The following is a 12,549-nucleotide window of genomic DNA, read 5'->3' as shown; positions in this document are numbered from 1 at the left end:
CCCGTGGATTCACTGCATATCGCGCTGTTCACCGACTTCCATCCGGCGACGCTGGGCGGGGTGCAGACGGCGATGCGCTCGCTCTGCGACGGACTGCGGGCGCTGGGCCATCGGGTGACCGTATTCTGCGCTCCCGCACCGGGATCCTTGGCGGCGGACGGCAATACCGTGGTGCTGGATTCGGTGCCGTTCAAGATGTCGACCGGCCTGCCCGTGGTACTGCCGACGCGGGGCAATCGGCGGGTGATCGACGCCGCGTTCGCCGAACGCGGGCCCGTGCACATCGTGCATACGCTCACCACGTACGGCTGCGGGATCGCGGGTATTCGCGCGGCACGCGGGCACGGCATCCCGGTGGTGCAGACCATGCAGAGTCGCGATGACACGGTGATCGAGAAATATTCGCCGTCACCGTATTTGGCCGCCTTGACCATGCGGCTGCTGCACGGCTGGTTCGTGCCATTGCGCAGCCGACCGCCATTCCAAGGTGACACCCGCACCACCCGCCTGGCCTGGCGGCCCATGATCGCGCAGGCTCAGGCCGCCGACCGGGTGACCGTTCCCACCCATCACTTCGCCCGACGGTTGGCCGCACGAGGCGTCGACCGGCCGATTCATGTGGTGTCCAACGGAATCGACGGTGCGCTGCTGGAGCGGATTCGCGCCGCGACCACTCCGTCCGTGGATCCGCGGGCTCCACTGCGTGCCCTCTGGTGCGGTCGGCTCTCCGCGGAGAAACGTCCTCTCGAAGCCATCGAGGCGGTCAGCCGGGTCGAGAACTGCACCCTCGACATCTACGGCAGCGGCCCGCTGGCCGATCGAGTCGAATCCGCAGTGGCGCAGGGCAAATTGATTGATCGCGTGCGCCTGCACGGTGAAGTCGACCAGGCCGACTGCCTCGCCGCCATGCGCACCCACGATCTCCTGCTGCTCACCTCGGATTGCGATACACAAGGCATGGTGCTGCTCGAGGCCGTGGCCATGGGCCTGCCCATCGTCTACTGCGATCCCGAGCTCTCCGAAACCGTCCCCGCCGACGGCGGCCTGCGCACCCCCACCGCCGCGGTCGATTCCTTCGCCTCGGCACTGCGGACTCTCGCACAGGACCGATCGCGCGTCGAGGCCATGCGCGGGGCTCTCGCACCGCACTCCGACGAGCCCCGGCAATCCAGACATATCACCCAGATTCTCGCGGTCTATACCGAAGCCCTTGCCACCGCCAGCAACCTCTCCTCCGACCGCATCTGACCGTATGCTGCCTCACAACGCACCGCCGCCCTACCGACTGTGCTTGCGGATCAATGGAATTGGGGAGTATCGATGTCACCGGATTACCGACGGCCCGATGACCTGTGGAGTCAGGACACCGAGATACTGCCGGTCGTCGGCGATTACGACCCGGCGTACGAGCCGCAGCCCGGCGCCCGGCGCATGTCACCGGCGGTTCGGTACGCCCTCATCGGATTGGCGACCGTCCTGGTCATAGCCCTGGCCACCGGCGGATTCTTCGCCGCCAGAAAATTCAGCGGCTCCACCGACACCACGAGCGCGCTGCCGACCACCACGGTGTCGGCGGCCCCGGTGACCACCACCTCGGCCAAACCCGCGCCTTCGGCACCACCGGCCGCCGGAGCCTCGCTGGCCGTGGTGCTGGGCTGGATCAATGAGGGCACACCGGTCAGCGCGAGCGACTTCCACACCGCGACCGCCACCGACGGCACCAAGAACAACCTCGGTTCGGCCGTCGCCTTCACCAGCCCGTCGAAGAAGATCCAGTGCATGACCCCCAAATCGGGCACCAGCTTCGGACAGGGCGGACTGACCTGCATGGTCAGCTTCGACGATCCACCCGCGCGGCCCTCCACTCGCCCGAACGGCCAATGGGTCGGCAGCTGGGTCGACTTCCCCGGCTCCGCCCTGGGCATCGGACACCTCGAAGGCGATCCGGGACAGTTCTCGCTCGGTGAGGGCGCGACGCTGGCCTACGGCAGCAAGCTCAGCATCGACGACTACGACTGCCGGATGGACCAGACCGGCCTGTTCTGCGGCAACCGATCCACCGGTTCGGCGGTACAGCTCAGCTCGGCCGGCGCGGTGCCGTTCGGCTGCCTGACCAAGGCCGGCGCGAAGGAGTACGGCATCCAATACTCCTGCACCTCGACCGGTACGACCACCACGACCACGCGCGGCACCACGACCACCCGGCCCGGTCAGAGCAGTTCCGCGCACCCGACACCGCGATAGACACGGCGCGAGAGCGGGTTACACCGATCTGTCGGCCCCCGGCGCTAATCTGCCGAATATGGTCAAACCGGAATCCGCGCTGCGGCGCTTGATGCGCGACACAGGAAAGTTACTGCAGCCGTACGGATTCCAGGGCGAGGAGCCCACCTGGGTACGCGTCGAAGACGCCGGGGTCGCGACCATCGGGCGCACCCGTACCTTCCGCACCTTCACCGGCGGTCAGCAGATCCTGCGCTTCGGTCTGACCATGAGCACCACACCGCTGCCCTGGTGGGAGTTCCGCAATTGGCGCAACACCCGACTAGGGCTCGCACCGATCCCCATCGAAGAGGCCACCGGCCCGGGCCTGATCCCCGACGGCCTGCCCGAGGCCATGACCGAGATGTGGTCCCTGCGCCTGGTGGACCAGGGCCACATCGACCCGGCCGATATCGACACCATCCGCGCCGAACTCCCGCGCCGCGTGCACACCTACGCCCGCCGCGCCATTCGGCTGCTCGAACCCGACCACTATCTCGATGAGCTACTGGCCCAACCGGATCCGCACCTCGGCATCCGGGAAGCGATCGTCGTCCTGCTCGCCGACGGCGGGCCGAGCACCCAACTCGACGAGGCGATCGATCAGCTGCTGCGCGGCATCGCGGCGCAGGAGTCACCCGAGTACAGCGACGACGCCATCATCTACGTGCGGTCCCTCGCCGCCCTCGTATGAGAGTTCGCGGTGCCGCGTCTATCGCCAGCGTCGCGGTTGGCAGCGGCGAGGAAGATGTCGGCAGCCACGTCGGAGATCGACTTCAGTTCGGCGGCAGTCACTTTCGCATGCTGCTCATCACGGCCGAGAAGCCTTCCGACAGTGGTTCGACACCTTCGAACAGCACCTCCGGGCGTCCGCCTCGAACTGACGGACGTCGTCGCCAACGGATGGCCGTGAAAACGACCGTGGCCGTACAACTTCGCGTCACCGGCACCCTCGCCGACGGAACTCCCTGCCGCCACACCGCAATCCATGGCTCACCCCGCGCTGGGGCCGCCTCACCGACGACCTGGTCCTGGCGGACACCCTCGCCCTCGACGCCGCCCTCCGCCGCTAAGCGGCAATGCCGGCATGATACCTCCGGCCGGCCCGGAACCTTCTCTGCGACCACGGCATTGAGCAGGGCGAGCAATTGTTCGGCGGCGACCGCGGGATCGCAGGGGGCGAAACCATCCCCCAGGTCAGGGTGGCCTGGGTTACGGTTCGAGGGAAGGCTCGGAACCTTCGCGGGGGCAGCGTCGTTGAGCGGTTGCGGAGCGGAACTCCGAGTATTCGGTGGCCGACCGGTCACCGTTCAGATCGTTAGGAGAAGTCGGTATGGGTGTCAGTCTCACCAAGGGTGGCAATGTCTCGCTGACCAAGCAGGCTCCGAACCTGACGGCAGTGGCCGTGGGACTGGGTTGGGATCTGCGGACCACGACGGGGACCGATTTCGACCTGGACGCCAGCGCCATCGCGCTCGGGCCGGAGAAGAAGGTCGTGTCCAACGGGCACTTCGTCTTCTTCAACAACCTCAAGTCGCCCGAGGGCACCATCGAGCACACCGGTGACAACAAGACCGGTGAGGGCGAAGGCGATGACGAGGTCATCAATGTCGACCTGGTGAACACCCCGGCCACCATCGACAGCATCGTCTTCCCGGTCTCGATCTACGAAGCCGACACCCGCGCACAGAGTTTCGGCCAGGTCCGCAACGCCTACATTCGCGTCGTCGACCGCTCCAACGGCACCGAGCTGGCCCGCTACGACCTCTCCGAGGACGCCTCCACCGAGACCGCCATGGTCTTCGGCGAGCTGTACCGCAATGGGGCGGAGTGGAAGTTCCGCGCCACCGGCCAGGGCTACACCTCCGGATTGGCGGGCATCGCCCAGGATTTCGGCGTCACCATCTGATATCCGATCAGACCCGGGCGGGCGCGTCCGCCCACGCCGCCGCGGCCAGTCGCCGATGCGACTCGAGCCGCGCGGTGCGGTCGAAAGTGCTGGTGTGGACCAGGATTTCATCCGCACCGGTACGGGTGACCAGGCTTTCCAGCGCCGGGATAACCAGGGATTCGGGGCCGTGGATATGCCCGCGCAGCGAATCCTCGAAGAGGTGGCGCTGACGCTCGGTCATGGGCTCGCGCTCGATCCGCTCGGGTGACATCAGCACCGGAAACTCACCGCGGGTGCGGGACCAGGCGGCGGACCACGCCTCGGGCAGCAGCAAACGATGGGCTTGCTCGACGCTATCGGCAATGACCACCGAGGCCGACACCATCACGTACGGCACACTGCCCCATTCGGTCGCCCGGAAGTCCCTGCGGTAGTTCTCGATTGCCTCCACCATGGCATCCTCACCGGACACCGCGGCAATGACCAGCGGCAGCCCGAATCGCGCGGCGCGCTGCGCCCCGGATCCCGTCGCCAGCAGATATGCCGGAACCCGCAATCCCTCGGCGGGCCAGGCGTGCACACCATTTCGACCGCGCGTGAAGTATTCGAGCAGCTCGGTCAATTGCGCGTCGAAATCCTCGGCGTCATCCTTACTGTGCCCGAGCGCGCGGCGCACCCCGTCGGTGAATCCCACCGATCGCCCCAGACCCATATCGATCCGCCCCGGATACAGCGCCTCGAGCGTCCCGAACTGCTCGGCCACCACCAGCGGTTGATGATTGGGCAGCATGACCCCGCCCGTTCCGACCCGAATCCGCTTGGTAGCGCCCGCGATCGCCGCGGCGAGTACGGTGGGCGCGGAACCCGCCACCCCCGGCACACTGTGATGCTCGGAAACCCAGAACCGGTGGTAACCCCATTGCTCGGCCAGCCTGCCGAATTCGACGGTCTCGCGCAGCGCCTCGGGGTGGGATTGACCCTCCCGCACGCGTGAACGGTCGAGAATGGAGAAGCGGGTCGCCCGCAGTGCGGAGGTCATGTGCATGGCAACGCATCGGCCGCGCATTGATTCCGCGGCGGAGAATCGCCGCGCGTTCGTGCACATGCACAAAGCGATCCATGCATGGTCGGCATGACGCCGATCGCGCCCGCCGGGGCCGTGGTGTGAGCTGAGTCGCACGGGCCGGAGCGGTGGTGCCGGCGGTGTGGAAACAATGGAGTTTTGGAGGCTCGGTGGACAGCGGCGTGCCCCTGTTTTTGGGGGCCGTGAGTTGGGCTAACGGAATCAGGAGATCATCCGACGATTCAACTGTCGGCTACGGGTCGTTGTCCGCCTTGGCAGGACGGACAACCGACGGAGGCCATGCCTCGACCGTCGCACACCGCGCACTACCTGACGACAGGGGAATATCGAGATGACAAGCAAGGTAATCGGGAAGTGCCTCGCGGCAATCACCTGCGGCACGGTACTGGTGCTCGCCGGGTGTGGGACCGACTCCACGAGCGGCTCGCAAAAGTCCAGCGGCACAACGGTAGCCGCGAGCGCGGCCGTCACCAGCCCGGCGAAGGCGGACGGTGGCTCGTCCGCACCGACGCCCAGCCCGGTCGACAACACCGTCACCGAAACGACCACCGCGGCACAGGATCCGACGACCACGAGCGCCGCCGCCGCCGCACTCTGGGATCCCTGCTCGCTGGCCGCCTCCGATCTCACCGCGGCGGGCTTGAGTGCCGCCAGCAAGACCCGCGTGCCCGGCACCCCGCCCACCCAGATCTGCCACTGGCAGTCCGCCGACCAATCCTTCGAACTGCTCATCGGCGCCTCCGAGCGCCCCCTCGCCGACCTCATGCGGCCCGGCACCGTCAAGGACATCCGTAACACCGAGTTCTACGGCCGCCCGCTCTCGCTCTACCGCTCGGTCCAGGACACCAACAACCTGGGCTGCTACATCGGCACCGCCGCCTCGTTCGGCAGCATCGAATTCACCGTGCGCCACACCAAGTCTCAAACCGATCCCTGCGCCGACTCCAACAAAATCGGGGCCAAACTCTTCAATTCGCTGCCGTCGTAACGCAACTCCGGTCCCGCCCCGCAGCTCGGGGCTGGGGCCGGCGGTCGCCCATTTCTCTGCTGTGGCAAGGGGTGCGGATCGGTCGTAGCATCGAGCGGGCATCCGATCCAAGACGGCAGGACACCTATGCGCGAGGGCACCCAAGGTTCGACTCCACGTTCGACTCGACGTCGGCGCGACGGCGGAACCGGGGGCCGGAGTTTGGCGGCGCTGCTCGCCGCCGCGGTCGAGCGGAATCCGGATGGGATCGCGATCGTGGCCGAGGAGGTCGAGGTCAGCTACCGGGCATTGGATGCTCGGACCAATCAGTTGGCGCGCGGGCTTTCTCGGCTCGGGGTCGGGCCGGAGGATCGGGTGGCGGTGGCGCTGCCGCGGTCGGTGGACTCGATCGCGGCCGTGTGGGCGGTCGCCAAAACCGGGGCGGCGTTCGTCCCGGTGGATCCGGGCTACCCGCGGGCGCGGATCGATCACCTGCTCGACGACAGCGGGTGTGTTCTCGGGATCACGAATCGACGCCATCGCGATGAGCTCGGCGATACGGTGCGGTGGCTGGTGGTGGACGATCCGGGGATCGTCGCCGATATCGCGGCGGAACCGTCGAGTCCGATCTCCTATCTCGATCGGCCCGCGCCCCTGCGTATTTCGAATATCGCCTACCTGACCTACACGTCCGGATCCACCGGCCTGCCCAAGGGGGTGGCCGTCACCCACGCCGGTCTGGCCGCACTGTGCGCGGACCTGCGCACCACGCTGGCGGTCACCGATGCGTCCCGCTGCCTGCACTTCGCCTCACCGAGTTTCGACGCCTCCATGCTCGAACTGCTGCTCGCGATCGGCTCGGCCGCCACCATGGTCATCGCGCCGCCCTCGATCATCGGCGGCGGTGAGCTGGCGGCATTCCTGCACCGGCGCCGGGTTTCCCATGCCTTCCTCACCCCCTCGGTGCTGGCGACCGTACAACCGGACGGACTCGATACTCTCGCCACGATCGTGGTGGGTGGTGAGGCGTGTCCCCCGGCGCTGATCACCGGTTGGGCGACCGGTGCACGGCGGATGCACAATGCCTACGGTCCCACCGAGACCACCGTCGCGGCCACCCTCAGCGGTCCATTGCGCCCCGGAGCACCCGTCTCGATCGGCGGGCCGGTGCTGGGCGTCGGGCACCGCATCCTCGATACCCGATTGCGGCCGACCGCCACCGGCGCGGTCGGCGAGTTGTATGTCGCCGGACCGGGGCTGGCACGGGGCTATCCGGGTCTTGCGGCACTCACCGCGGCCCGCTTCGTGGCCGATCCGCAGGGAGCGCCGGGGACGCGGATGTATCGCACGGGAGATCTGGTGCGCCGCAACGACATCGGCGAACTCGAATATCTCGGCCGGATCGACCACCAGGTCAATATCCGGGGCCTGCGCATCGAGCTCGGCGAGATCGACGCCGCACTCACCCGGCTGGGCGGTGTGGCGGGTGCGGTGACCATCGACCGCGAAACCGCCTCCGGCGATGCCGAATTGGTGTCCTTCGTACTGCCGGAGGCCGGGGCGGAGCCGCACGCGCCGGATCTGCTGACAGGTCTGGCCGAGCATCTGCCGATCTATATGGTCCCCAATTCCATCGTCGTGATCGAGGAGTTCCCCCGCACCGAGTCGGGCAAGGTCGACCGCGCCGCACTACGTCACCTTCCGGTGCGGCGTTCGGGTCCGCGGCGCGTGACCGGCGTCGGAGAGGACCTGGTCGCCGAGGTTTTCGCGCGGGTACTCGGCATCGAGCAGCTCGGCGCGGATACCGATTTCTTCGTGGCAGGCGGCAATTCGCTGCTGGCCACCCAGGCGACCGCGCGATTGAGCGAGATCTGGAAGGCCCGGATCCCACCGCAGCTGTTGTTCGACCATCCGACCATCGCCACGCTCACCAAGGCCATCCGCTCCCAGCGGTTCGACTCCGCCCGCCCGGCGCTGCTGGCCGGACTGCGCCCGCAGCGAATTCCGCTGTCGCCGAATCAGCTTCGATTCTGGCTGCGCAATCAGTTCGACACCACCACGGCGGTGGATAATATCGGCTTCGCATTGCGCCTGGCGGGTGTGAACGCCGAGGCGTTGCGCTCGGCACTGCGCGATGTGGTCACCCGCCACGAGGCGCTGCGCACCCGCTATCCCGCCGATGCCGACGGGCCGTATCAGCAGATCATGGACGCGGACCTGGTCATGGACGGTTTCGCGGTACGGGATATCGCCGAGGCGGACCTCTCCGCGCAGGTGCACCGGGTGATTCGCGAGGGCTTCGATGTCACCGCCGAGGTCCCGCTGCGGATGCGTCTGCTGCGGACGCCGACCGAAGAGGTGCTCGTGTGCGCGGTGCACCATATCTGCGCCGACGGCTCGTCGATGGCGCCGCTGGCCCACGATATGGGCCTGGCCTACGCCGCCCGCTGCGGCGGCACCGCACCGGCATGGCGGCCGGTGGCGGTGCAGTACGCCGATTACGCGCTCTGGCAGCGCGAGCTGCTCGGCTCCCGGGACGATCCCGAATCGCTGCTGGCACAACAGCTTCACTACTGGGCCGGCGAATTGCGCGGCCTGCCCGACCAACTCGATCTGCCCGCCGACCGCCGCAGGCCCGCCATCGCCTCACTGCGCGGCGCGACGGTCGATCAACTGCTGCCCGCCGCCACCCACGAGCGGCTGCTGTCGTTCGCGCGAGCACGCCAGGCGAGCCTGTTCATGGTGATGCGCACCGCGCTCGCGGTCCTGCTGGCCCGCCTGTCGGGTACCGAGGACATCGCAATCGGTGTGCCGATGACCAATCGCGCCGAACCGGCCCTGCACGGCGTGGTCGGAATGTTCGTCAATACCACCGTCTCTCGCACCCGAGTCGATGCGGCGGAGGACTTCGACGCGCTGCTGGCCCGCGCCCGAGATCGCGATCTGGTCAATTTCGCGCACGCCGACGTGCCGTTCGAACACGTGGTGGACGCGGTCGATCCGGTGCGCTCGCCCGGGCGGCATCCGCTGTATCAGGTCGGATTCGCCTTCCAGAATTTCACCCCGGCCGATCTGGAGATGACCGCGACGGATATGTCGGTGTTCGAGATCGAGACCGACACCGTCAAGACCGATCTGCACATCGGCGTGATCGACACCCGCGACGCCGCGGGCGCACTCGGTCCCATCGCACTGCGATTCGGTTACAGCACAGACCTTTTCGATCGAGCGACGGTACAGGGATTCATCGACGCCTACACCCGGCTGCTGGAATCGATCCTCGCCGCCCCGCGCGTACCGGTCGGCGATCTCATGATCGCCGACCACCGCGAGGCTCTCCGCGGCGACGATGTGCCGATCGCGCGGGAGCATCTCACCGCCGCGTTCGCCCGCCACGCGGCCGAACATCCGAACGCGGTCGCGGTCGTGAGCGGGAACGAATCGGTCACCTTCGCCGAGCTCCACGATCGCGCGACCCGGCGCGCACGATGGTTGATCGCCCGGGGCATCGGCCCGGAATCCCTTGTCGCGGTGGCCATGCGGCGTTCCATCGAGCAGGTCATCACGCTGTACGCGGTCGCGGAGGCAGGTGCGGCCTGGGTGCCCATCGACCCCGATCATCCCGCCGAGCGCATCGGCTACATCCTGGATTCCGCTGCGGCGCACTGTGTTCTGACCACCACCGCGGACGGCTTCACGCTCGGCGATCCGTACACCGTCGACACCCTCGATACGAGCGGCTACCCCGCCGGACCGGTGCGCGACACCGAGCGCACCACACCGCTGCGGGGCGATCATCCCGCCTATGTCATCTACACCTCCGGATCGACCGGCAAGCCCAAGGGGGTGGTCGTCACCCATACCGCGATCGTCAACCAACTCGCGTGGATGCGCACCCGCTACGACGTGCGGCCCCGGGACACGTACCTGCACAAGACCGCCGCCACCTTCGATGTCTCGCTGTGGGGATATTTCCTGCCGCTGGGAGCCGGCGCTCGCCTGGTGCTGGCCGGACCCGACGAACATCGGGACCCGCATGCCATCTGCCGGTCGATCGCGAATCACCGTGTCACCCTGACCGATTTCGTGCCGACCATGCTCACCCTGGTGGCCCGATCCGCGACCTCCGCCGAACTCGACACCCTGCGGGCGGTGTTCGTCATCGGCGAGGCGCTCGCGCCCGAGACCGCCCAGGCGTTCGCGGAGGTCTGCCCGGCCGAGCTGCACAACCTGTACGGTCCGACCGAAGCCGCGGTCAGCATTACCGAACACCCTGTCGCGGAAGCGGATCGGCGGGCATCGAGCATGCCGATCGGCGTGCCCGTATGGAACTCACAGTGCGAGGTGCTCGATTCCCGATTGCATCCCCTCTACCCCGGCGTCGCCGGGGAACTCGTGCTCGCGGGCGATCAGCTCGCCCGCGGTTATCACCGCGCACCGGGTCTCACCGCGGCGCGATTCGTGGCCAGCCCGTTCGGACCGCCCGGATCGCGGATGTATCGCAGCGGTGACCTGGCCCGCTCCCGGCCCGACGGGATCCTGGAATACCTGGGCCGCACCGACTTCCAGGTCAAGGTGCGCGGGCACCGCATCGAACTCGGCGAGATCGAATCGGCGCTGCTCGACGATCCCGCCGTGGCGCAGGCCGTGGTCACCGTGCGCCGGACCGGCCAGGAGGACCGCCTGATCGGCTACGTGGTCCCGCGTCCGGGAAGTACCGTCCAGCCGAAGGACCTGCGGCACCGGGTTTCCGGACAGCTGCCGGGGTACATGGTCCCGGCCGCGATCATGGTGCTCGATGCGCTACCGGTCAACACCAGCGGCAAGGTCGATCGGGCCGCCCTGCCCGCACCCGTGTTCGCCGGCGAGGAAGCCGCACGTCCGAGCACGCCGCTGGAGAGCGTGATCGCGGAGGTCTTCGCCGAGGTGCTCGATGTCTCCGGTGTCGGCCCGGCCTCGGACTTCTTCGAGCTCGGCGGCTCATCGCTGCTGATATTCGTCCTGCACCAACGACTTTCGGATCGACTCGACTGCGATGTGCCGATGTCCGCGATCCTGGCCGCCCCGACGGTGGCGGGTCTGGCCGCCTATGTGAGCGGCATCCGGCAGCCAGTCCCGGCGTTCACGCCCGCGACCGATGCGATCCTGGACCCGGCGATCTCGATCGCGGGGTGCGCGCTCGCCCGCCGCACCGCACACGATGTCCTGCTCACCGGCGCGACCGGATTCCTCGGCGCACATCTGCTGCACGAGTTGCTGACCCGCACCCGGACCCGGATCTGGTGCCTGGTGCGCGCGGGTGCCCACGACGATCCACTGGATCGAATCCTGGTGGCACTGAACCGGTTCGGACTCCCCACAGACGGCGTCGCCGACCGGGTGACGGCCGTGCGGGGCGATCTCGCCGCGCCGCGACTGGGCCTGGACTCCGCGCGATTCGAGTTGCTCGCCGATCGGATCGACATCATCTATCACAATGCCGCCAAGGTCAATCACGTCGATCCCTATGAGCGCCTGCGCGCGGCCAATGTCGAGGGCACCCGTGCGGTGCTCGAATTGGCCACCACCGCACGGGTCAAGCAGGTGCACTTCATCTCCACCCTGGGAGCCGCCATCCCGGCGGGCCCGGTCCCCGAGGTCGTCACCGAGAACGACCGTCTGCACGCGGATCAACTCCAGTCCAACGGCTACCTCACCTCGAAATGGGTTGGCGAGGAACTCATTCGGCAGGCCGGTGCGCGCGGGGTGCCGGTGACCATCCACCGTCCGGGCACGATCTGCGGCGACACCACCACCGGCGTCAACAATCCCGACGACGCCTTCTGGAATATGGTGCGCGCCGCCGCGATCCTGGGCGTCGCACCCGAGGTGGGCGAGGCCACGGTCTCACTGGTCCCCGTCGACTACGTCGTGCGCGCCATCGTCGCCCTCACCTCGAGCCCGCGGCGCGAGACCGTCTACCACCAGGTCAACCACACCCCGATCGCGGTGCGTGAGGTCCTGCGATGCCTGCGCGAACGGGGCTACCCGGTGCGTGAGCGGTCGATGGATTTCGTACTCGCCGAGCTGCACCGTGAATCCGCGGCCCGCTCCGCGGCGGGCGACGACTCCCTCGCCCGCGCGGCGGTACTGGCCTCCACCTTCGGCGACCTCGCCGGGCACACCCGATGGGACGACAGCCACACCCGAGAAGCACTGCACGAGCAGAACATCCACTGCCCGGTCATCGATCGCACGGTCCTGAACCGCTACCTCGAACAGTTCACGGCTGCGGGCTTCCTGCCGCCGGTCGCGGTCGGGGCGCACTGAGTCGCGGTCGGGGCGCACTGAGTCGCGGTCGGGGCG

The 12,549-nt window shown here is 67.9% G+C and carries 7 protein-coding genes; 6 read left to right on the top strand and 1 reads right to left on the bottom strand.

Annotated elements, in window-relative coordinates:
- Nucleotides 1–3: 3 nt before the first annotated feature.
- The 4 genes from NA10_RS15245 to NA10_RS15230 all read left to right on the top strand — a co-directional run bounded on the left by NA10_RS15245 (nt 4) and on the right by NA10_RS15230 (nt 4,171).
- Nucleotides 4–1,248, top strand: coding sequence for a glycosyltransferase (locus tag NA10_RS15245; protein ID WP_245677228.1), 1,245 nt, complete (start codon nt 4–6; stop codon nt 1,246–1,248).
- Nucleotides 1,249–1,320: 72 nt separating this feature from the next.
- Nucleotides 1,321–2,244: a hypothetical protein gene (locus NA10_RS15240; RefSeq protein WP_067568488.1), complete on the top strand. Its 924-nt coding sequence runs from the start codon at nt 1,321–1,323 to the stop codon at nt 2,242–2,244.
- Between the two features lie 58 nt (nt 2,245–2,302).
- Nucleotides 2,303–2,956 carry a hypothetical protein gene (locus tag NA10_RS15235; protein ID WP_067568487.1) on the top strand — a complete coding sequence of 218 codons (654 nt, stop codon included), beginning with the start codon at nt 2,303–2,305 and terminating at the stop codon, nt 2,954–2,956.
- Between the two features lie 639 nt (nt 2,957–3,595).
- Nucleotides 3,596–4,171 carry a TerD family protein gene (locus NA10_RS15230; protein WP_067568486.1) on the top strand — a complete coding sequence of 192 codons (576 nt, stop codon included), beginning with the start codon at nt 3,596–3,598 and terminating at the stop codon, nt 4,169–4,171.
- Nucleotides 4,172–4,178: 7 nt separating this feature from the next.
- On the opposite strand, the gene NA10_RS15225 is transcribed toward NA10_RS15230, so the two are convergent.
- Nucleotides 4,179–5,198, bottom strand: coding sequence for an LLM class flavin-dependent oxidoreductase (locus NA10_RS15225; protein ID WP_307188393.1), 1,020 nt, complete (start codon nt 5,196–5,198; stop codon nt 4,179–4,181).
- A gap of 370 nt (nt 5,199–5,568) precedes the next feature.
- Here NA10_RS15225 and NA10_RS15220 point away from each other — a divergent pair, with 370 nt between their 5' ends.
- Nucleotides 5,569–6,225 (top strand): DUF3558 family protein, encoded by a 657-nt coding sequence (locus NA10_RS15220; protein WP_067568484.1) that lies wholly within the window; start codon nt 5,569–5,571, stop codon nt 6,223–6,225.
- 201 nt (nt 6,226–6,426) lie between these two features.
- On the top strand, nt 6,427–12,513 hold the full coding sequence (locus NA10_RS15215) for a non-ribosomal peptide synthetase (protein ID WP_067568483.1): 6,087 nt from the start codon (nt 6,427–6,429) through the stop codon (nt 12,511–12,513).
- Nucleotides 12,514–12,549 lie beyond the last annotated feature (36 nt).

Source organism: Nocardia acidivorans NBRC 108247, assembly GCF_001625085.1.
In the GTDB taxonomy this organism is placed as follows: domain Bacteria; phylum Actinomycetota; class Actinomycetes; order Mycobacteriales; family Mycobacteriaceae; genus Nocardia; species Nocardia acidivorans.
Note: the sequence above shows the minus strand (reverse complement) of the source record. Positions and strands in the feature narration are given on the sequence as shown.